Raw genomic sequence first — 22,530 nt, 5'->3', positions numbered from 1 at the left:
TGAAAATTTATAATAATTTTATAATATAATGTTGACGCGGTGTCAATATTCCAGTTAGGATATTGATTAAACCAGTAGAGGGGGTTGGGAAACGAAATGAAAGCGTATACATCTTTTGATAACACTATAGATTATGCTCGCCAATTAGACCAGCAAAATGCCTTTAGTAGGTTCCGGGATGAGTTTTACATAAAGAGAGATACCTATTACATGGACGGAAATTCTTTAGGGCTGCTATCCAAGCGAGCGGAACGAACCTTATTGAATTCCCTGGAAGATTGGAAGAATTTCGGCATCGATGGGTGGATGTCTGGAACTCAGCCATGGTTTCATTTTTCAGAAAGGCTGGGTGCCCTGACAGCACCGCTTGTTGGAGCTAAAGCCGAAGAAGTCGTTGTGACTGGATCGATTACAACGAATATCCATCAGGTATTGAGCACTTTTTTCAAACCTGCTGGAAAGAGAACGAAGATTCTCGCTGATGAACTTAATTTCCCTTCGGATATCTATGCAATAAAAGCACAGTTACAGTTGCATGGCCTTGATCCGGAGGAACACTTAGTTCAGGTGAAAAGTAAGGACGGCCGCACCATTGAAGAAGAAGATGTGATCGCAGCTATGACGGAGGAAATCGCGATTGTCTGGCTTCCATCCGTTTTATACCGAAGCGGGCAGCTTCTCAATATGAAGGTGATAACAGAGGCGGCACACGAAAGAGGTATATTGGCAGGCTTTGACCTTGCCCATTCCATTGGGGCGATTCCGCATTCCTTGCATGAGTGGGGAGTTGATTTTGCCGTTTGGTGTAACTACAAATATCTGAACAGTGGTCCAGGCGGTGTTGGAGGTATGTTTGTACATCAACGACATTTGGGGACAGTCCCGGGTCTTGCAGGCTGGTTCAGTTCCAAAAAGGATAAGCAGTTTGATATGAAGCATGATCTTGAACATGCAGAGACAGCAGGAGCCTACCAAATTGGAACACCACATGTATTAAGTATTGCACCACTTTTAGGATCACTTGAGATGTTTGAAGAAGCAGGCATTTCGAATATACGAGAATCTTCCTTGCGAATGACTGAATATATGATGCAGCTCATCGAACATGATCTCGGGGAATCTGGTTTTAAAATCGGAAATCCAAGAGAAGATTGGCGTCGCGGGGGACATGTGTGCCTTGAGCACGAAGAGGCCGCTAGAATCTGTAAAGCTCTTAAAGAATCTAATGTCATTCCTGATTTTCGTGCTCCTAATGTCATTAGGCTCGCGCCGATCGCTTTATACACGAGCTATGAAGATATTTATAGTACAGTGCAGATTTTAAAAAGAATTATGGTGAATGAAGAATATAAAAAATTTGAGAATACCAGAAATGTAGTGGCTTAGAATAGACCCATCAGCCAGACCTCACATCATCTGTGGAATGACCCATTGGGGTGAAAATGATAATTCATAGGAGGATGGATATGAAGCAAAAAGGAAGCTTTCAAGAAATTGTTGATCGTGAGCAAGGCCTTAACAAAGGTTTGACGACTGGGCAAATTTCAATGATTGCCATTGGCGGTGCAATTGGAACAGGATTGTTCCTGGGAAGTGGCTTTGCCATTGGGCAAGCTGGACCGAGTGTTATCATCAGCTATGCTATTGGAGCACTTATTTCGCTTTTACTTATGGGTGCATTGGCGGAAATGACAGTAGCACACCCAACATCAGGATCGTTCGGTGCATTTGCAGAGCATTACATAAACCCGTGGGCGGGTTATGTTGTCCGTTTTACTTATTGGGCCTGTATCGTTGGAGCCGTCGGGACAGAGGTTACAGCAGTTGCTGTGTATATGTCCTATTGGTTCCCAGACGTTTCTGGTACTGTTTGGATATTGGTGTTTTCAGCGATATTAATCTATGTCAACGCAACAAGTGTCAACCTGTTCGGTTCAGTTGAATACTGGTTCTCCATGATCAAGATTGTTGCGATTGTTGGATTTATCCTCATTGGAGCATATGTCGTATTCGGCGGCAGTAATCCATCGATTGGATTCCAAAACTTCACGAATGATGGCGGCTTTTTACCTAATGGATGGTCAGGGATGTGGGTAGCGGTTGTTATTGCGCTGTTCAGTTACTTGAGTATCGAAATGATCGCGGTTACTGCGGGTGAAGCAAAAGATCCGCAGACTGCTGTTCCAAGAGCTCTAAAAGCAACAGTATTCCGTTTGATCCTTTTCTATCTTTTAACTTTAACGTTAATGCTTGCTATCGTACCGTGGGCAGGTGCTGGCATTGAAAAGAGTCCATTCGTAGTGGTCATGGAATTAATGAACATACCAGCAGCTGCAGGTATCATGAACTTTGTTGTCTTAGTTGCGGCACTGTCAGCCATGAACAGTCAGTTGTATATCACAACCAGAATGATGTTCTCGTTATCGAGAGCGGGCTATGCACCAGCTCGTTTTGGCAAACTTAACAAAAAGAATGTACCTGTATATTCCTTGATCCTTTCAACTATCGGGATTGCAGCAGCAGCAGTGATCCATGCAATCGTGCCTGACCAGGCCTACTTATTAATGATGGGAATCGCCATGTTCGGCGCGATGTTCACCTGGTTCATGATTTTCGTGACACACTACTTTTTCCGGAAAAAGTATAATGGAGGGCCTCTTGCAGTACGGATGTGGGGATATCCATATCTAACAATCCTTGGAGCTGCACTTATGGTCAGCTTGCTAATCACAACCTGGTTTGTCTCATTCTTCAAAGCAACATTGATTGTAGGAATACCTTGGTTATTGCTGCTGTCATTATCGTATTATCTGCACCAGAAAAAGCATACTGCTATACCAGTGGATTTGGATAGCAAATCAGTATAAATGCGAAAGCATCAGACTTGGTCTGGTGCTTTTGTTTCGGTATAATCACTCAATTGAATATGCGGGGAGGAACTGTTAGTCACAATACCGAATATAAGAAAATAAATACAATACCAAAGGAGTCCCTATGTTGAAAAAAGAAACTTTCATAGCGTCCTTGCTTGGAGGCGCTATTGGTGATGCTCTTGGTTATAGAGTTGAGTTTATGAAGCTCCATGAGATTAAGTCGAGGTTCGGTGATGAGGGAATAACCGATTTAGTTCTTGATGATTATGCTGGGAAAGCGCTGATTTCGGATGATACTCAGATGACGTTATTCACTGCGGATGGCATGATTTGGGCTTATGACCGCATGAGTGAGCGAGGGATTGGCAGCTATGCGGGGAGTGGAGTCTATCAATCGTATCTGCGCTGGCTTTATACGCAGACGAAGAGCTTGCCGGATGAGCACTATGACTGGCTGCTTGACCCTCAGCCACATGAGGAGAGCGGCAGCATTTTAGCATATAAGGAACTGTTCTCGCTAAGAGCTCCTGGAAACACGTGCTTGTCGGCGCTTGAAAGCAATAAAATGGGAACGATGGGAAGGCCAATCAACGACAGCAAGGGTTGTGGCGGCGTCATGCGTGTTGCGCCAGTGGGGTTATTTTTGCATAAAGACCCTGCTCAGGCATTCAAGGTGGCTGCGGATATCGCTGCCATTACTCATGGTCATCCTTCGGGCTATTTAGCATCCGGTGCGCTGGCTGTCATAATCGCTGAGCTGCTCAATGGTAAAAGCGTTGCAGAAAGCGCCCAGAGTGCAATGGCGATTTTAAAAGAGTATCCTCAGCATGAAGAAACCTTGTCGGCGATGGAGAATGCGACGGAACTTGCCGGCAGTGACGAAAGTCCGGTTAATGCGATCACTAAGCTTGGCGAGGGCTGGGTAGCAGAAGAAGCGCTCGCGGTTTCACTCTACTGTGCAATGAAGGAATCTGACTTCAAGAAGGCTTTGATCCTGGCTGTCAATCATGATGGAGACAGTGACTCAACCGGTGCGATCTGCGGGAATATTCTCGGTGCGAGCAATGGTATCGAAGCAATACCCGAAGATTGGGCCGAACAAGTGGAGCTCAAAGAATTGATTGCCGATGTAGCCAGCAGATTATATGATAGATCTATTAAGATGTAAGATAAAGGGAGAATCCTGATAAATCTGGGATTCTCTTTATTTTTAAGTGAAACAGACAGGAGAGCTTTCATTGGATATAATAAAATTTATGAAAAACGTATCCAGCCATCTGATTAGCATGCTTTTTGCTTCTATTATATTTATTATGGTTACCCATTTAATGCAGTGGTTTTCAGGAGATACAGGAGGGGAGGCAGTCTCATGGCTGACGCGATAGAAAAAGCGATGAAGAATGCAAAGGCCTCGCTCGAAATTTCGGGATTCAAGGTGACAGAAGAGCATACCGACTTAGTCAGAATGGTTCTGACTGGTGAAATGACAAATGAAGAATTCCTGAAAGAAGCTAAACGCCTCGCTCAGGAAAAAGGCGGTGATTCGAAATGATGATACAGCCGTCTGGCAAGGACTTGCTCGATTCTATCCAAAGTGTAATTTTAGAGGCGGAAGACCTGGAGATCAAACAGGAATTATGGGATATTTCAGACGCACTGGAGAGTGGGTCTATTACTCTTGATACAGCACTGTTCTGGGAGCATGCTGAAGCAAGGAAACTCCTTCGGAAGGCATTCTCGGATGCTGGCTTCCTTCAAATCACCATCGGAAGTTGAATTTGATCAAATAAAGGAGAACCTTTATGGAGTTAGTAGAATTAGTCGAATTGAATGAAAAAGATACGAGAGGATTGGTGGATCTGTCAGCATCCGTCGGCTGGGATTATGACGAAGGTGAAGTAGGAACACTGCTTTCCTCATCCTATAAAATATTTGGCCACAAAAATCGTGACGGAAAGCTCGTGTCCAGTGCCGCAATCATTCCTTATGACCATAAACTTGCTTGGATTGGCATGGTGATTGTTCATAACAAATATCGAAGCCTCGGTCTGGGGAAAGAAGTTATGAAAAAGTGTATTGAGTGTGCTCGTGATCGCTCTATACTACTCATTGCAACGGCTGAAGGACAACCTTTATATGAGAAATTGGGTTTTACGGTGGTGGACTCTGTCCATAAATATCTATGTGAAAAGTATGCTCCACCCAAACTTGCAATAAAAAGCGATATTTCAATTGAAGCATTTAAGGAAGAGCAATTAGTAGACGTGATTGAGTTGGATGGTGCAGCTTTCGGGGAGAAAAGAAGCATCTTCCTCCGAAACAGGATTCAACAGTCGCATCAATGTCTAGTCGTAAAGGATGAGAATTCTAGAATAATTGGATTCGGCCTTTCCGTATTGGGACCAGTAAACCTGGTTCTTGGTCCAATAGTAGCGCCTAATACAAGAATTGCAGAATTAATCATCGACCGCCTTGCTTGTGATCATAAGGGCAAATTAAGAGTAGATGTGCCCTCGGGCCAGGAGAATCTGATGGCTTTTCTGGAACAACGCGGGTTTGTAAAGGTCAATAACCCTCCGGTGATGGCAATCCGTACGAGAGAAATGCCACCCAGAAACCAAACTTTATTTACGATCGCATCCCAGGCTTATGGGTGATGATGGTGTAAAAAGCGCTGCAGAAATTTGCGGCGCTTTTCATATATCTTTGATGCAGGGGACCATGGGAGATTTTTTCATAAAAAAAATGATAGTAAATCATCTTCCTCCGTTGTAAAATAAATTGAAAATTGAATAGTGTTTGAGATTCGGTTTTGTCATCCATTTTGAATTACAGGAGGAAACAAGGGACACAGAGAATGAATGATGCTTTCGTTTATATATCAATCTAATTTTTGGGAAAATTTATTATAAGAGGTTGATGAAAGTTGATAATGGATGCTGTTGATTTAACTGTTAAGGAACCAACGATTTTTAATCATATCGGGAACAAAATCAAAACCGAGGATCGTGAAATCAACATAATTGCTAGAATGGAAGAACCGTTAATCGTCATTTTGGGTAATGTATTGAGTGACGAGGAATGCGATGAGCTCATGAAGCTGTCCAAGGACAAGCTGCAGCGCTCAAAAATCGGGAATTCCCGCGAAGTGGATGAACTGAGGACTAGCAGCAGTACGTTCATTGAAGAAGCCGAAAATGACGTTGTGGCTAGAGTGGAAAAAAGGGTTTCTCAAATCATGGGCATCCCGAATGAACATGGTGAAGGCCTGCAAATCTTGAACTATAAAATCGGCCAGGAGTACAAGGCGCATTTTGACTTTTTCTCGTCAAATGTCAGCAACCCAAGGATCAGCACATTGGTCATGTATTTGAATGATGTCGAGCAGGGAGGAGAAACTTACTTCCCTAAACTGAATTTTGCGGTGTCCCCGCAAAAGGGCATGGCCGTTTATTTTGAATACTTCTATGACAATCAAGACTTGAACGACTTGACATTGCATGGTGGAGCTCCAGTCGTAATCGGTGACAAATGGGCAGCGACGCAGTGGATGAGAAGGAAAAGCGTGAAATAGAGAATGAAGAAGCATGGCGAACATGCTTCTTTTTTTTATCGAAGTCTGGACCCGTACAGGCTTTCACCAACATAATGCCCTCATTCTACTGCTGCTTTACCATTTCGACAATTACTCCATTCACTTTAAATTCGCCTAGAAAAAACTGCCGAAATTTTCGTTTGACATGTATAATAATAGAACAAATTCGAAAGGGGGTTGATCTTCCATGGAACTTTGGAATATTTACGACCAATACAGGCATATGACGGATCGGGTTCATGAAAGAGGGCAAGAGATGAAGGCGGGGGATTATCACCTTGTGGTCCATGTCTGGATTGTGAATGATGATGGACAGTTTCTGATCCAGAGGAGGCAGCCTTGGAAAATCGGCTTCCCGAATATGTGGGACTGTTCGGCTGCAGGTTCTGCGGTCATGGGTGATGATAGTGAGCAGGCGGCCATCCGGGAGGTCAAGGAAGAGATTGGAATCGACCTGGACATCGAAAAGGGTGAACGGATTTTTACGGTGAGGTTTTCGCAGGGTTTCGATGACATCTGGCTGGTCCGGCAAAATGTCGCGATTGAAGAGCTGCAACTCCAAGAAGAGGAAGTGGCTGAAGCGAGATGGGCGAGTGAAGAGGAAATAAAGGAAATGGTCAAAAAAGGTGAATTCATCCCGTTTAACTATTTTGATCAGTTATTTGAAATGGTCCATTCAAACATCAGCCTGGCAAAAGCTTCGGTTGAGGATGCCGAGGAACTTCTGGCTCTGCAGCGAGAAGTTTTCATGCCTTTGTATAAAAGATACAAGGACCATGAAACCAGCCCAGTCACCCAAACGATGGAGCGATTCACGGCCAGGTTCGAACGAGGCACTTATTTTAAGGTTCTCTATGAAGGTGAACTCGCAGGAAGTGTCTTTGTATATGAAAAGTCCCCTGGGTTGATGAGGCTGCATATTATCAACATCCTCGAAAAACACCATAATAAAGGGATTGCCCAGAACGTCATGAAGAGGCTGGAGATCATGTACCCGGAAGCAGATGCCTGGGAGCTGGATACCATACTTACTGAAAAGCGCAACTGCTACTTGTATGAAAAGATGGGCTATAAACAAACCGGGGAAGCCAAAGTCATCAATAAAGACCTGACGATTATCCGTTATCGTAAAGACTCGAACGTATCCAAAATGGTGAGTATCTAGACTACCATATACATACTTCGCTACAGCGAAAAGGCCTGCAAAACAAGTCAGGCCTTTTCGCTTTTTTAATTGCGCAAAATAATATAAACCAAGTACATGATATAAACCGCTGCCAGTATGGCTCCTTCAACTTTCGAAATCTTGAATTTCGATCTTGAGAAAATCAGCAGGACAGCTGTCAGAATGATCATTAAGGCAATGTCAGTAAAGATTTTATCATTGACCGCAAGCGGTGAGATGGTGGCTGAGGCACCCAGGACGAACAGGATATTGAAGATATTGCTTCCTACGATATTGCCGAGGGCAATTTCGGTTTTCTTTTTCAGCGCGGCGGTAATGGATGTAATCAATTCTGGCAATGAGGTACCGACCGCCACAATCGTCAGACCTGCAAGGGTTTCACTCATTCCGAGGGATAGAGCGATTTCTGTTGCATTATCAACTACCAGGTCACCGCCAAAGATTATCGCGGCGAGTCCGGCAAGAGTGAAGAGAATATGTTTCCCCCAAGTTCCTCTGCTGGTATCGGCAGCCACCGCTGATGCGGGTTCACGGTTATTCAAGGCGATTTCAATGATGTAATAAAGGAAAATCATAAAGAAGAGAAGCAGGATGATGCCTTCGCTTCTGCCAATTAAATTGATGTTTGCCATATCGAGTGCTATATCATTGGCCACTGCAGCCAGTGCTACGCTTGCCAGCAGGGTGAACGGTATTTCTTTCCGGATTGTCATTGTTTCCACTGCAAGCGGGTTGATCATGGCTGTGATTCCGACAACAAGAGTGATATTGAAGATATTGCTACCGATGACATTCCCGAGAGAAACCTCGCTGCTGCCTTCCATTGCGGCAATGATACTGACAGTGGCTTCTGGTGAACTTGTTCCGAAAGCGACAATCGTCAAACCAACCAACAGGGGTGGAACCCTGAGCAGTGTGGCAATTTTAGAGGAACCTTCGACGAAATAATCCGCTCCCTTTATGAGTAAGGCAAAACCGATAGCTAAAAGGATATAAGTCAACTTCCCATCCCTCCATGAAAGATTATTGCTTACAACATAACAAAAAAAGGATCCAAATAAAAATTTTTATAGGTAAAACGCCAAAAAAGACGGCCCTCCTAATGGAGGAACCGTCTTCTTGATTTTAAAAAATTATTTAATACCTTTCATGTACCCTTGAATCTTTGGAGACATGATGAACAGGATGATACCTAACGCGATGGATGCTCCACCGATTGTACCAAAGTAAGCCATCTCTGTTTCAGCAGAGTAGAACTTAACGATTTGTGCGTTGATTGCTTGTGCTGCAGCACTTGCAAGGAACCAGAGGCTCATCGTTTGTGCAGAGAACGCAGCAGGCGCCAGCTTAGTTGTTGCTGAAAGACCAACAGGTGAGATCAGCAATTCACCGAATACGACGATCAGGTAGCTAAGTACAAGCCATAATGGGCTGACAAGTGCATCAGAACCTGTGAAGTATCCAGGAATCAGGATGACAAGGAACGAAAGACCAGCGAACATCAATGAGAATGAGAATTTCTTAGGAATAGATGGCTGGCGGTCCCCAAGCTTCACCCAGAATCCTGCGAAAATCGGTGCAAAGATAATGATGAATAATGGGTTCAAAGACTGGAACCATGCTGGAGAAATGGAAATTCCAGCGAATTCTAATTGCGTACGCTTGTCCGCATAGTTTGCAAGGATAGTTGAACCTTGCTCCTGGATTGCCCAGAACATGACAGCAGCCAAGAATAAAGGAATATAAGCTAGAACGCGTGAACGTTCAACTTCTGTTGTTTTCGGGCTGCGGTACATGATGATAAAGTACGCAGTCGGAATTAAGATACCAAGGATTGTGACAAGGTTAATAAAGCTTTCGAATGTTAAAAGTCCAGCAGGAATTAAAATAGCACTTAAAATACCGATTGCGACAATTGCTATAGCAAAGATTGTGAAAGTTTTCTTCTTTTCAGAAGGTGAAAGCGGGTTTGGAACAGCTGTCCCAGCAAGACCAAGATTCTTTTTCTTTGTAAAAACAAAAACTAATAATCCAACGAACATACCGATTGCGGCAATGGCAAAGCCGTAATGGAAATTATAAGCATCAGAAACTGCTCCAACGATCAGTGGCGCAAGAAATGCACCAGCGTTGATGCCCATGTAGAAAATCGTGAAACCAGCATCGCGGCGAGCGTCATTTTCGCTGTACATTTCACCAACGACAGTCGATACGTTAGGCTTCAAAAGACCTGTACCGATGACAATCAGGATCATGGAGACGAAGAACATGGTTACGCTTCCAGGAATCGCTAGCGCAATATGTCCAAGCATGATCAGGACTCCACCGTAGAAAACAGCTCTAGAAGTACCGAAAATACGGTCAGCAAGCCATCCACCAATGACACCAGACATATATACTAGTGATCCGTAAATGGACATGATGGATAATGCGAGTGTTTCATCAAGGCCCAATCCGCCTTTTGAAACTTCATAATACATGTAGAATACGAGGATCGCTCTCATTCCATAGTAAGAAAAACGCTCCCAGAATTCTGTGAAGAAAAGAGTGAAAAGTCCCTTAGGGTGTCCGAAGAATCCACTTTGCGGGACACTCTCCACAATTTTCTGCCTATTTAGGTTTGACATGGTTACCCCTCCCTGTTTTTCTATCTTAGAATACTTTTTGATGTGTGAATTGTCAAAAACAATATTAGGAAGGAATATCCTAAAACGTTGATATATAAGGGTTTTTGGAGATTCACACACAAAAAGAAAGTGTATTAAAAATTATAAAAGTAATAAGAATTTATTAAATAATCAGGTAAATTAGTAAAAATCTACCATGGTGCACCAAGCCATATTTACCCCCTTTTACAGAATGACAAACCAGCAATTAAAATGAATATTTATTAGCCGTTAGGGTATTCAAAGAATATCAGAATTTTAAAAAGGGAGGAAAAGATAGACGATGAAGAACAATTACGGCAGATTTGCCCTGATGGTACTGACTTCCACGGTCATCATGTTCATTCTCATGTATTTGAATACTTATAGTATTGATCATGTATTCTTCAGTGAAACAAGACTTTATATGACCTTGATCATGGGCGGTGTGATGGCAATTGTCATGCTATCTTTCATGATGAAAATGTATACAAACAAGAAAGTGAACATCGGAATATTCGCGGGAAGCGCCTTGTTGATTGCGGTTTCGCTGTTCCTTGTTCGCAGCCAGACAACTGTTGATGATGAATCTTGGATGAGAGCGATGATCCCGCACCATTCGATCGCCATCCTGACAAGTGAGCGTGCCGAAATCGAGGATCCTCGTGTGAGAAAACTTGCCGACGAGATCATCAAGGCACAGCGTAAAGAAATCGGCGAAATGAAGATGCTGATTAAGGACCTGGAAGAGAAGGAAGAAGACGAATAGGAGTTTTCAAAAGAGACTAGTCCAAACATCTGGATTAGTCTCTTTTCTTACGTCCAAAAAGGAAAACTTGCCAGTGGTGGAGAATTATCGAGAGAGTTGATAATTTTTAGGAGTGTATCAAATGAAGACGAAGTTAATTTTAGTAGAAGGCCTTCCAGGCTCAGGGAAGTCGACAACCGCGAGATTGATTCATGAAATCCTCACCGAGAATGGTGTGGATGCCGATCTTTTCATGGAAGGGAACTTAGATCATCCGGCCGACTATGAGGGTGTGGCTCATTTTACAGAAGAAGAGTTTGAAAATCTTCTAGAAGAGAGCGGCAGTCTCAGTACGATTCTCGAGAAATGGGTAACTGTAAAGAGAGGGCGCCGTCTGCTGCCATATATGAAAATGAAGAATGAAATAGGCAATGGTCTTTCGGACGAATTGCTTGCCCCCATTTCCAAAAAGGATGTGTATGAACTGCCACTGCAAGAGAATATCGCAGTCATTTCGGAAAGCTGGGAAGAGTTTGCGAAACTGGCGGCTTCACAAGAAAAAGTCTATATCTTCGAATGCTGTTTTATTCAAAACCCTGTTACTGTTGGCATGGTCAAGTATGGAGCTGAAGCAGAAGTGACCATTGAATATGTAAACAAGCTGGCTGAGGCCGTAAAAGTCTTAAACCCTTTGCTAGTCTATGTAAGCCAGGAAGACATTGAAAAATCATTCCGCAAAGCAGTGGAGGAAAGGCCTGGTGACTGGTTTAATGGTTTTGTCCATTACTACACGTCTCAAGGGTACGGGCTTGCAAAAGAACTGAGCGGGCTGGATGGCACAATTGAGATACTTAAGGCAAGGCAGAAACTTGAAAAAAGCATTCTTAATCAGCTTTCAATCCCTATGCATATCCTGAATAATTCACAATTCGACTTTGATAAGCATAGGGAAAACTTGAAAAATATTCTTTTATAGATTTTTATCGGGCCTGACGCATTTGAGTCAGGCGTCTTTTATCCCATAATACGTTTTGAGTAAAGGTCTAACTTGAGAGGTTTTTTAATATTTTTAGAGAAAGTAGATATTAAAAAAGGCGGTGGTGAGGGCTATGGAGGGGTTCAACTACAAGCACTATGACGGGCTAGGACTTGCGGAACTGGTCAAAAAGAAAGAGATTCAGCCCATCGAACTGGTTGAGGAAGCAATTTCACAGACAGATTCATTGAATCCGAAAATGAATGCAGTCATCAACAAAATGTACGAGCAGGCGAGGAAGGCGGCAGAAAGAGAATCGACTGGCGCCTTTGCAGGTGTGCCTATGTTTCTTAAAGATATCTCGCAGGAAATCGAAGGAGAACCAATCACGGCTGGCTCCAAAGCATTTTTAACCTACCGGGCAAAAGCAGATTCGGAGTATGCTAGACGCTTGCGCAAGGCTGGTGTCGTTTTTCTAGGCCAGACGAATGTGCCTGAGTTTGCACTGGTCGCGGTGACGGAGCCGGCTCATTACGGACCAACGCGCAATCCGTGGAATCTCGGTCATACTCCAGGCGGGTCCAGCGGGGGATCGGCAGCGGCTGTAGCCTCAGGAATCGTTCCGATTGCTGGTGCCAATGATGGTGGAGGATCGATTCGGATCCCGGCTGCCTATTGCGGATTATTCGGGATGAAACCGACCCGCGGCCGCACCCCGGTTGGGCCAAGTTATGGCCGGGCATGGCAGGGAGCCTCCGCTGAACATGTCCTTACACGTACAGTCAGGGACAGCGCAGCCATGCTCGATGTTCTTCACGGCCATGAAAAAGCCGGCGCGTTTTCTGTTCCTCCATATTCAGGCAGCTACTTAACAGCGGCAGGCACTCCTCTTGGAAAAAAACTGCGGATCGCTTTTTCGGTAGAATCGCCGATTGGAACAGAGGTTGATGCAGATTGCAAGGAGGCTGTCCTGAAAACGGTCCGGCTTCTCGAAGCAATGGGGCATAGAGTGGAAGAGGTGGAAGCGCCAGTGGACGGTGACAAAATCGCGAAAAGCTATTTGACGATGTACTTCGGGGAAACGGCAGCACTATTAGCCTCTCTAGAGGAAGTGCTTGGCCGGAAAGCAACTGCCGCTGATGTGGAGCCAACGACCTGGCTGCTCGGCCTGCTTGGCAAAGCGACATCCGCAGAAGAATTCGTCTTAAGTTTAAGAGAGTGGGACAGGGCTGCCCTGCAAATGGAAACCTTTCATGAAACCTATGATTTTTACATCACACCGACAACTGCTTATCCGCCGGCGAAAATAGGAGAGCTTGAGCCTTCATCATCTGAAAAGTTCCTGATTAGTACTGTTGGCAAGCTGGGGCTCGGCGGAGTTTTAAAGAAAGCAGGGGTTGTGGATCAAATCGCACAAAAGAATCTGGCACGCACGCCATTCACCCAGCTCGCCAACCTGACAGGCCAGCCAGCGATGTCGCTGCCGCTGCACCAGACAAAAGATGGACTCCCAGTCGGTGTCCAGGTGATAGCTGCAAGAGGAAGAGAGGACCTGCTTTTCCAACTGGCAGGGGAGCTAGAGGAATCTGAGAACTGGATTGATGTAAAGAAGAATCCTTTGTTTTAAATTTTGTTCAGCGATTAAAAAAGAAGCAGAGCGGGGGGAAATGCATGGAAAATCAATTTTTCACATGTACGGAAATTCATAAGGGAGTATATGCAGCCGTTGTAAAGGACGGACTGGGGGCACTCGGCAATGCAGGATTTGTTGATCTCGGAGATGGGATTCTGATTTTTGATACCTTCATGGTTCCGGAGGCTGCTTCGGAGCTGCGGCGGGTGGCTGAAGAGCAGACTGGCAAACCTGTAAAATATGTTGTGAATAGTCATTATCACGGTGACCATACAAATGGCAATGTTGTCTTCAAAGATGCTGTGATCATTTCTACTGCATTGACCAGGCAAAAAATGCAGGAAAGTTACGAGAATCGTGATATTCCAGCCATGAAGGCAGGGATGGATTCCTATTTTGCTCAGCTTGAAGAGCGAATCGCTAAAGAACAAAACGAGCAGTTGCGCATTGCACTTGAATATGATCTCTCAGATAAGCGCAAGTACGCGGAATCGCTAGATCTGATAGAAGAAGTCCTCCCAACCGTATTATTTGAAGATAAACTTGTGCTTCAAGGCAGTGAAAGGACAGTGGAGCTTTATCATTTCGGGGGAGGCCATACCGAAAGTGACCTCTTTATGTACCTGCCAGATGAGCAAGTATTATTTGCTGGTGATTTAGTGTTTGTTAATAATCATGCGTGGATGGGTCATGGCAACCCTCATGAGTGGCTAACTATACTGGAGAAGATGCAAAAATTTGCTGTCAGCAGCATAGTTCCTGGTCACGGTAATGCAGGCAGCCATGAGGATCTTCAAAACACGAAGGAATATATAGAAGATATGATTCACTTTGTCTCAGAAATGAACCAAAAAGGAAAATTGGTGGAAGAACTGATGGCTGAGCACATGTTGGAAAAGTACAGCAAGATGGATAGTCCCCATGTCTATGAGTGGAATCTGAATTTTTTATATGGGTATTTGAGCCAGCGGGAGGTAAGCCATTCTTAATCAAACGTTTGATTAAACGAGGTCACCCCCCCGGTAATACTGAAAAGAGGCAGCTGAGGCTGCCTCTTTTTAACATAGAACAATAATCCTGTATGGTGTCGTTTGCGCCGGGATGCTGAAAGTCGAGGGACCATAAATCACAATCAAGTTCCGGTTTGCGATACTTTTTGTGAATCTTTGCCCATTTTCCAATACAATTGGTGTTCCAGGTGAAAGATTAAGCTTCAGCATGCCATCACTGCTGACCAGCTGGCTATTGAAAAAGTCTACCTTGACATTCTGGCCGGGAGTTTCTTTTACCATGACGAGAGCCCTGTATTGTGGCGGATAAATAAGCGGCACAGGTGCGTCAGCGTCATAATAGCCTGTCACCTGATCGCCAACCCTGACCATTGCCTGGTCGACGAAATAGGTTTTCGGTTCAACCACAAAATTCACTTGTCTTCCTGTTCCATCGATGACCGACATCAATGTATAGCAACCTTCATTTTCTCCGGAAGGTGTAATCGAAAAATCATTTATCATCGTTACGACTCCCCTGAAAGGCTGGTACTTCACCATTTACCTCACTCCACTCATAGTACTCATGCCTACAGTTTATTCGCCTTGGTCACTTCGGTGCTTGTTATTCATCGGGATAAAAGGGTAAACAGTTAATAAAAAGGAATGGTACAATGCCTTTCAATTATGACCTCGATTTTGATGAGATTGATTTCCGTGAGCAGCCGGAACTGTACCGGGTGGGAAGGGGCGAACAGGGGGTTCTGCTGGTGGAGCCGTATAAAAGTGAAATCCTGCCGCATTGGCGGTTCAAGACACCGGACATCGCCAGGGAGTCATCCGAAAAAATATATGAAATGTTCATGGATTATAAAGCGAAAAATGATTTTGTCGGCATGGATATGGCGAGGAAGTTCCTGCAGATGGGCTACACTCGTGCCCGCCGCTATACGAATTATAAGGGCGGCAGGAAATATGATGAGGACGGCAAGGTGAAGGAACGGCAGAATGATCCGGTAAAGGCCGAATCAGCAGCAATCTTCATGGAAAAATGGAAACAGGCCAGAACCGATAAAGAGTATCTCGTGATGAAAAAGGAACATCAGAGAGAATACGGATAAAAAACCTAATCCGCCGGGGATTAGGTTTTTTCATTTGTCCAGACATGTTTCCAAAGTCAATCAGCTTTTTTCATAATTCAATTCCAATGTAGAGTCAGAAATCTTTTCGGTCTCTAAAAACTCGCGGATTTCGGACCGCAACTGGTCAGACTCCTCTGGCTCCATGTTTTCAACCAATAAATGGATCATCGCAGCATTTTCTTTCCCATCCAGAGACCACAGCTTCATTTTCTGAATGTCGATCACACGTGGCTTATTAAGGATTTTACTTTTCAGCGCATCCAGGTCCAAACCTTCGGGCGCAGATTCCAGTAAAATCAATAAGGTTTTCTTCAAATTCTTAACGACGTGGAACAAAATGTAGATCGTAATGCCGATGGATAAAAGCGGATCCAGAATCGGAATATCCTTGAATTGTAAAATGATACTGACCACTAAGACGGCAATCCAGCCTAGCACATCTTCAAGTAAATGCCAGCTTAGCATCTTGGAATTCAAGCCTTCTCCATGCCGTAATTTTAAAGCAGCAAACCCATTCACGAGGACTCCGAGGATTGCCAGCCACATCATCCCATCTGAATGAGGCGAAACAGGGTCAAGCAGTCTTTTCCCTGCTTCATAGAAAATATATAATGACCCGCTAATCAGGACGGTTCCGCTCAACAAAGCCCCAAGCAGGGAAAAGCGTTTGTAGCCGAAAGGGAATTTCTCCGTAGCTCCTTTTTTCGATTTTTTCTCTAGCAGCCAGGAGGCACCGAGTGACAAAGTGTCGCCAAAATCATGGATCGCATCCGCAACAATTGCAATACTGCCAGTAAGGATGCCGCCGATTATTTCTATGACTGTAAAACCTGCATTCAAAAAGAATGCCAGTCCCATTCTCTTGCTGGTCTTTGAATCTTGTGGCATATAAATCATCTCCTGTTCCCTATATTCCCACAGGAGAATTAGCACAAACGAAAACCCCTGATCACTCTGATGTGATCAAGGGTTTATAGGTCATTTTACTGGAATGACCGCTTCATTTAAAGCTCCTTCAAGCTCCAAAGTAAAGGCTTCTATTTGCTGCTTGTTCCATTTAAATTGGTCACGCATGAAGTTAATCACATTTTCCTTGAAGTTATGCACAATGTGGATATCGAATAAAATCGCTCCAGTGCGTCTGTTGAAGAAGTCGACTGGCGTCGCTGCCGCTTCATATTGGATGCCGTAAATCAATTTCGCGAACAATTCCATAGGCAGGCCATATTGATCTGCCTCTTTCTTTTGTTCAGTTGCAAGCTGGAACACAATCGGGGCATTCGATCCATACTGGTAGGCAAGACGGCGGGCTTCTTCTTTAGTAAAGCCAGCCTTAATGCCCGCTTCAAGCTGTTTTTCTACAAAAGAATCAAGGTTGGCAGAACCGCCGACATCTCCGCCTGAAATCGGCAAATTCTTCGTCTGGCAGCCAGGGAAGTTGAGTCCATCTTCTTTAGCGAATTTTTCAGCAAGCAGGTCAACAATCGTTTCCGCCATTTTGCGGTAGCCAGTCAATTTTCCGCCAGCAATGGTGATCAGTTTTGAGTCTGATTCCCAGATTTCATCTTTCCTGGAGATTTCGGAAGGAGCCTTGCCATCTTCATGGATCAGCGGCCTGACGCCTGCCCAGCTGGATTCTACATCTTTTTCCGTGACATTCACATCTGGGAACATGTATCGGATCGCTTTAAGCAGATAACTTCTGTCTTCTTCCGTCATGCCAGGATTGATCGGGTCCTCATTGTAAAAAGTATCGGTCGTGCCGACATAGGTTTTGCCTTCACGAGGAATCGCGAATACCATCCGTCCGTCAGGCGTGTCAAAATAGATTGCTTGCTTGAGCGGAAAGCGTGATTGGTCGATGACGATGTGGACACCTTTTGACAGCTTCAGTGTTTTCCCTTTTTTCGAATCATCCATTTCACGGATTCCATCCACCCATGGGCCAGTGGCATTCACCACTTTTTTTGCATGAACTTCGTATTCCTCGCCTGTTAAAAGATCCTGTACCAGGACGCCTGCAACAATTCCATTTTTATAAATAAGGCTTTTAACTTTGGAATAGTTCAAAGGCGTTGCGCCGTTATCCACAGCCTGTTTCATGACCTCGATTGTCAGTCTGGCGTCATCGGTGCGGTATTCAACATAATAGCCGCCGCCCTTCAAGCCGTCTTTTTTCACAAGTGGTTCTTTTGCCAAAGTTTGAGCCGCGCTGAACATTTTCCTGCGCTCCGACCTTTTGACTCCTGCTAAAAAGTCATACACCCTAAGGCCAATGGAGGTGCTGAAGCTTCCGAATGTTCCGCCCTTATGGAAGGGGAGCAGCATCCATTCTGGTGTCGTGACATGCGGGCCATTCTCATACACAATCGCCCGCTCCTTGCCGACTTCAGCCACCATCTTGACTTCGAATTGCTTTAAATACCTCAGGCCGCCGTGCACGAGCTTTGTTGAACGGCTTGAAGTTCCGGCCGCAAAATCCTGCATTTCCAACAAAGCTATATTCATCCCTCTAGTTGCAGCATCCAGCGCAATTCCGGCACCGGTAATGCCGCCGCCAATCACAAGAACATCGAATGCTTCATTTTTCAGTTTCAATACTATATTTTTACGATCGAGATTTGAAAATCTCATACGATACGCCTCCTTGAATATGAAAAAAAGAGAGACCACAAACAACATTATCGCCCAAAAGCCGTAATGTTATCGTGGTCTCTCCAGTTCTCCTACCCGATTTATTAACTTGTAATCATTATATCACAGACATGTGAGATATTCATGTGTCGGATTTCTGAATTTGAATATTTTCCCACAACTCCCTTTTGGAAGTGGTGATAGCAGAAGCGCCTGCATTCAATGCGTTTTTCACTTCCTCAGGAGTCCTGATCAGCCCGCCTGCAAATATAGGGATATTGACGCGTTCTTTGACTTCCTTAATCATCCAGGGCATCGCTCCTGGTAAAACCTCAATATAATCAGGGCGCGTTTTTTCAATAAGTTTATAGCTTTTTTCGAGTGCATGCGAATCAATTAGGAACACCCTTTGCACAGCGAGCACTCCTTTTTGTTTTGCCTTTAAAATGACACTCGACTTCGTTGAAATCAGGCCATACGGTTTGTATTCCTGGCAGAGGTATTCGGTCGAATAGTCATCGCTCTTCAGCCCCTGAATCATATCCACATGATAGATCATCTTTTTTCCATGGCGTTTTGCCATAGCGTTAATATTTTTTAATTGGGCGATATGCACTTCCAGCATGACGCCGATTTCAAAAGGGCTTCCAAGGAACTGTTCAAACTCCTTCATGTTCGAAGATGCGGGCAAGATTTTTTGATCCAAAAGAATCCCATCCTTACATTTAATTACCCATTATCTTAACATGAGTGGCTTGATGTTTTCTATGGAGACAGATGGCTTTTATAAGCACAATAGCATACTTAAAATTGTGGTAATGCATAAACATTAGTACGATAGTAATAAAGATCCCTATTACATATTAAAGAGGAGACAATATGCAGATTAGTAAGGAAAAGAAGAGCACACAGGTTTTTGGGGAAGACGCCGTCCTGGCAGCCATTGAAAGGTCTTTGGCGATGATTGAATTCGATCCTGATGGAAAAGTGCTCTGGGCAAATGAGAACTTTGCACGGACGATGGGCTATCGAGTAGATGAAATGCCGGGACTTTTACATAAACAGTTTTGTACAGCCGAATTTGCAGGAAGCAGAGCCTATACAGAATTATGGAGGAACCTGCGCAGCGGAAAAAGCTTTCAGGAAAAAATCCAGCGAGTCACGAAGAGAGGGAACCTTCTCTGGCTTGAGGCTACATACACACCTGTATATGATGACTTAGGCAGAGTTGCAGGTGTGGTGAAAGTGGCAACTGACATCACGGAGCGTGAATTGAATACGACAAGACTTGCCAGGGAGCTTCAGCAAATGTCCCAAGACCTGAATGAACGCGCGGAAATGGGGATTACAAGAAGTGAAGAAGCAGCCACGGCCGCCAGCAGGCTTGTACAGGAGTCAAAAGAAAATCTTGAAATTCTCGAATCTTTGAAATCGCAGGCCAAATCAATCGGCAGCATCGTACAGACCATTCGCGAAATTGCCGCACAAACCAATCTGCTTGCCCTGAACGCAGCCATTGAAGCGGCAAGAGCCGGAGAACATGGGAGAGGCTTCAACGTCGTTGCAGGAGAAGTCCGGAAACTCGCCACACGCGTCCAGGATTCGATTCAGGAAGTCAATGAACACATCGAAGGAATAGCAAGCGAAATCACCAAAATCAACGAAGCCACCCAGCGCTCGCAAAATGGCATCACCAACAACAAGAACCTCAATGAACAAGCGGTCACCGCCTTCAAAGAAATCGGCAGTGCCGCCCACGAACTGGACCAGCAAGCAAAAACATTCAAGGACATATTGTAATAGAAACCTGACACCGCGATTATAGCGGTGTTTTTTTGTGGGGTGTGGGATAGCCGGGTGGAAAAGCAGGTGATGGGAAAAAAGCCCAAACGGATTGAGATAATGAGATAAGGTCTTATAAAAGGAATGTATACGAAATGCATTACCCGAAAAAGAACCGAAAGATGAAAAACGGTAAAAGCAGGAACTTTTTCTACTACTAAATACAACAATACCCCGGAGTAATTAAAAATCCACCGTCGACAGCAACTTTTCCCCTATAATTATCGTCTCAATCTTTACAAGGGATTGCAATATTTGTTGAACCGTTAAATTTATGGTATATTTTAAGAATTCAACCCCCTATTTTCTCCAGCCACTTTCTTCACTATTCTTTATTAAGAGATATGATTCCCATGGGAATTGATAAATACATTTACACAAAGAAACAGGAGCTGAACTATGGAAACGAAATTGAAAAAGGATCTCAAGATTTTCGCTTTGGGCGGTCTTGGTGAGATCGGTAAAAATACGTATGTAATTCAATACAAAAATGAAATGGTATTAGTGGATTGCGGAATTAAGTTTCCGGATAATGAGTTGTTCGGAATTGATTATGTGCTAGCGGATTACACTTATTTGAAGCAAAACCAGGACAAGCTGGTCGGGATTTTTGTCACTCATGGCCATGAGGACCATATTGGCGGATTGCCGTTTTTGCTGCAGGATGTGAAGGCGCCGATTTATGGAGGCGATTTTGCAGTTGAGTTGATCAAGTCCAAACTGCAGGAGCACAAAATCAAGGGTGTGAAGTTCCACCAAATTAATAATGACACGGTCGTCGAGTTCCAGAATATCAAGGTGCGCTTTTTCCGGACAACGCATAGTATCGCCGACTCATTCGGTGTCGTGGTTACGACTCCGGAAGGGAATATTGTTCACACAGGTGACTTCAAATTTGATTTAACACCGGTTGGCAGGGGCACTGATTTTCAAAAAATCGCTGAGATCAGCAGTGAAGGTGTCCTTTGCTTGTTATCGGACAGCACGAACAGTGAGCAGCCAGGTTTCTCGATATCTGAAAGACGTGTCGGGGAAGCCATCGAGGATATTTTCCAGACAGTGGATGGCCGCGTGATTTTCGCTACATTCGCATCCAATATTGACCGCGTACAACAGGTGGTGAAGTCGTCCCTAAAGTATAACCGGAAAATGGCGATTGTTGGCCGAAGCATGGAAAAGACCTTCGAGATCGGCCGCAGACTTGGTTATATTTCTGCGCCCGATGACGCTTTCGTAAGCGTCAACGAGATCGGACAGGTCCCAAGCCATCAGCTTACAATCATCTGTACAGGTAGCCAGGGCGAGCCGATGGCAGCCCTTGCGCGGATTGCGAATGGAACGCATAGACAAATCTCCGTCATCCCTGGAGATACGATTGTCTTTTCATCATCACCGATTCCTGGCAACACAATCAGCGTGAACCGGGTGATTGATAAGCTGCATCGAATCGGAGCGGATGTCATCCATCATAAAATCAGTGAGGTTCATACCTCAGGGCATGGCAAGCAGGAAGAGCAGAAGCTGATGATCAAGCTACTGAATCCAAAGTTTTTCATTCCGATTCACGGTGAATACCGTATGCTGGACCAGCATGTTAAATTAGCGGAACAATGCGGAATCCCGCGTGAAAACTCGTTTATTTTAGATAACGGGGATGTCCTGGAATTGTCTGCGGATGGCGGGCAGGTTGCCGGAAAAGTTCCAGCTCAGCCAGTATATGTTGACGGCAGCGGAATCGGCGATATCGGACATATCGTCTTAAAAGACAGAAGAGTACTTTCACAGGACGGACTTGTGATCGTCACGATGATGATTGATCGCGAGAAAAAGCAGCTGGTCAACAAGCCGACTGTGGTAACAAGAGGATTCGTTTACGTCAGGGAGTCAGGCGACCTGATGAAAAATGTAGAAGAACTGATCAAGGATAAAATTGTGACGGAATTGGCAGGAGGCACGAAGGACTGGTCAAGCATCAAGAAGGCCGTCATCGACGTCGTCAATCCATTCCTATACAGCCAGACAGGCAGAAGGCCAATGATTTTGCCGATTATCATGGAAGTATAAATTAAGAACGCTCCTTAATGGGGCGTTTTTTTTTGTGTTCAGACAAAACAAAGTCACTTCCCCGAGATTTTGTTTGAAGTCAAGCCAGGTTCGGACAAAACAGCGCCACTTCCCCGAGATTTTGTCTGAAGTCACACCAGCTTCGGACAAAGCAAAGCAGCGCCACTTCCCCGGGATTTTGTCTGAAGTCATGCCAGATTCGG

General features: G+C 44.5%; 21 protein-coding genes. 15 read left to right on the top strand and 6 right to left on the bottom strand.

All coding sequences use genetic code 11. The features are described from left to right. Window positions 1-96 precede the first annotated feature (96 nt). From kynU to AB5I83_RS12670, 8 genes are all read left to right on the top strand, one after another. Window positions 97-1,386, top strand: coding sequence for a kynureninase (gene kynU, locus AB5I83_RS12705; protein WP_448975861.1), 1,290 nt, complete (start codon window positions 97-99; stop codon window positions 1,384-1,386). Window positions 1,387-1,466: 80 nt separating this feature from the next. After that, window positions 1,467-2,867 (top strand): amino acid permease, encoded by a 1,401-nt coding sequence (locus tag AB5I83_RS12700; protein ID WP_448975859.1) that lies wholly within the window; start codon window positions 1,467-1,469, stop codon window positions 2,865-2,867. Between the two features lie 127 nt (window positions 2,868-2,994). Continuing rightward, a complete protein-coding gene (locus AB5I83_RS12695) occupies window positions 2,995-4,041 on the top strand; it encodes an ADP-ribosylglycohydrolase family protein (RefSeq protein WP_448975857.1) in 1,047 nt (348 codons plus the stop codon). A 201-nt stretch (window positions 4,042-4,242) separates the two neighbouring features. Then, window positions 4,243-4,425 (top strand): antitoxin VbhA family protein, encoded by a 183-nt coding sequence (locus tag AB5I83_RS12690; RefSeq protein ID WP_448975855.1) that lies wholly within the window; start codon window positions 4,243-4,245, stop codon window positions 4,423-4,425. Next, window positions 4,422-4,649 carry a hypothetical protein gene (locus AB5I83_RS12685; RefSeq protein ID WP_448975853.1) on the top strand — a complete coding sequence of 76 codons (228 nt, stop codon included), beginning with the start codon at window positions 4,422-4,424 and terminating at the stop codon, window positions 4,647-4,649. The genes AB5I83_RS12690 and AB5I83_RS12685 overlap by 4 nt, the downstream gene beginning before the upstream one ends. A 26-nt stretch (window positions 4,650-4,675) precedes the next feature. Further along, window positions 4,676-5,530, top strand: a complete 855-nt coding sequence (locus tag AB5I83_RS12680) for a GNAT family N-acetyltransferase (protein WP_448975851.1) — start codon at window positions 4,676-4,678, stop codon at window positions 5,528-5,530. A gap of 275 nt (window positions 5,531-5,805) precedes the next feature. After that, a complete protein-coding gene (locus tag AB5I83_RS12675) occupies window positions 5,806-6,447 on the top strand; it encodes a 2OG-Fe(II) oxygenase (RefSeq protein ID WP_226646323.1) in 642 nt (213 codons plus the stop codon). Window positions 6,448-6,655: 208 nt separating this feature from the next. Next, window positions 6,656-7,633 (top strand): GNAT family N-acetyltransferase, encoded by a 978-nt coding sequence (locus AB5I83_RS12670; RefSeq protein ID WP_448975849.1) that lies wholly within the window; start codon window positions 6,656-6,658, stop codon window positions 7,631-7,633. Between the two features lie 65 nt (window positions 7,634-7,698). On the opposite strand, the gene AB5I83_RS12665 is transcribed toward AB5I83_RS12670, so the two are convergent. Further along, on the bottom strand, window positions 7,699-8,655 hold the full coding sequence (locus AB5I83_RS12665) for a calcium/sodium antiporter (protein ID WP_448975847.1): 957 nt from the start codon (window positions 8,653-8,655) through the stop codon (window positions 7,699-7,701). A 132-nt stretch (window positions 8,656-8,787) separates the two neighbouring features. Beyond that, on the bottom strand, window positions 8,788-10,281 hold the full coding sequence (locus AB5I83_RS12660; protein WP_448975845.1) for a peptide MFS transporter: 1,494 nt from the start codon (window positions 10,279-10,281) through the stop codon (window positions 8,788-8,790). A 322-nt stretch (window positions 10,282-10,603) separates the two neighbouring features. Here AB5I83_RS12660 and AB5I83_RS12655 point away from each other — a divergent pair, with 322 nt between their 5' ends. The 4 genes from AB5I83_RS12655 to AB5I83_RS12640 all read left to right on the top strand — a co-directional run bounded on the left by AB5I83_RS12655 (window position 10,604) and on the right by AB5I83_RS12640 (window position 14,645). Then, window positions 10,604-11,068, top strand: coding sequence for a DUF305 domain-containing protein (locus AB5I83_RS12655; protein WP_448975843.1), 465 nt, complete (start codon window positions 10,604-10,606; stop codon window positions 11,066-11,068). Between the two features lie 121 nt (window positions 11,069-11,189). Beyond that, the gene (locus AB5I83_RS12650; RefSeq protein ID WP_448975841.1) at window positions 11,190-12,023 is read left to right on the top strand and encodes a hypothetical protein; all 834 of its coding nucleotides are present in this window, start codon (window positions 11,190-11,192) and stop codon (window positions 12,021-12,023) included. Between the two features lie 133 nt (window positions 12,024-12,156). Continuing rightward, window positions 12,157-13,650, top strand: coding sequence for an amidase (locus tag AB5I83_RS12645; RefSeq protein WP_448975839.1), 1,494 nt, complete (start codon window positions 12,157-12,159; stop codon window positions 13,648-13,650). A 44-nt stretch (window positions 13,651-13,694) separates the two neighbouring features. Beyond that, window positions 13,695-14,645, top strand: a complete 951-nt coding sequence (locus AB5I83_RS12640) for an MBL fold metallo-hydrolase (protein ID WP_448975837.1) — start codon at window positions 13,695-13,697, stop codon at window positions 14,643-14,645. A gap of 69 nt (window positions 14,646-14,714) precedes the next feature. Here the strand turns inward: AB5I83_RS12640 and AB5I83_RS12635 are convergent, their stop codons facing one another. Continuing rightward, entirely contained in the window at window positions 14,715-15,206 is a 492-nt protein-coding gene (locus AB5I83_RS12635) for a hypothetical protein (RefSeq protein WP_448975836.1), read from the bottom strand. A gap of 113 nt (window positions 15,207-15,319) precedes the next feature. Here AB5I83_RS12635 and AB5I83_RS12630 point away from each other — a divergent pair, with 113 nt between their 5' ends. Then, window positions 15,320-15,766, top strand: coding sequence for a DUF4385 domain-containing protein (locus tag AB5I83_RS12630; RefSeq protein ID WP_448975834.1), 447 nt, complete (start codon window positions 15,320-15,322; stop codon window positions 15,764-15,766). 60 nt (window positions 15,767-15,826) lie between these two features. On the opposite strand, the gene AB5I83_RS12625 is transcribed toward AB5I83_RS12630, so the two are convergent. From AB5I83_RS12625 to AB5I83_RS12615, 3 genes are all read right to left on the bottom strand, one after another. Then, window positions 15,827-16,675, bottom strand: coding sequence for a cation diffusion facilitator family transporter (locus AB5I83_RS12625; RefSeq protein ID WP_448975832.1), 849 nt, complete (start codon window positions 16,673-16,675; stop codon window positions 15,827-15,829). Between the two features lie 90 nt (window positions 16,676-16,765). Further along, window positions 16,766-18,421 (bottom strand): glycerol-3-phosphate dehydrogenase/oxidase, encoded by a 1,656-nt coding sequence (locus tag AB5I83_RS12620; protein WP_448975830.1) that lies wholly within the window; start codon window positions 18,419-18,421, stop codon window positions 16,766-16,768. 142 nt (window positions 18,422-18,563) lie between these two features. Then, a complete protein-coding gene (locus AB5I83_RS12615) occupies window positions 18,564-19,127 on the bottom strand; it encodes a glycerol-3-phosphate responsive antiterminator (RefSeq protein ID WP_448975828.1) in 564 nt (187 codons plus the stop codon). A gap of 173 nt (window positions 19,128-19,300) precedes the next feature. On the opposite strand from AB5I83_RS12615, the gene AB5I83_RS12610 reads away from it, so the two are divergent. Both AB5I83_RS12610 and rnjA read left to right on the top strand, forming a co-directional pair. Further along, a complete protein-coding gene (locus tag AB5I83_RS12610) occupies window positions 19,301-20,221 on the top strand; it encodes a methyl-accepting chemotaxis protein (protein ID WP_448975826.1) in 921 nt (306 codons plus the stop codon). 441 nt (window positions 20,222-20,662) lie between these two features. Then, a complete protein-coding gene (rnjA, locus tag AB5I83_RS12605) occupies window positions 20,663-22,327 on the top strand; it encodes a ribonuclease J1 (protein ID WP_226086831.1) in 1,665 nt (554 codons plus the stop codon). Window positions 22,328-22,530 lie beyond the last annotated feature (203 nt).

It is taken from the genome of Mesobacillus sp. LC4 (genome assembly GCF_053543455.1).
This window is presented reverse-complemented; position numbering and strand designations above follow the sequence as displayed.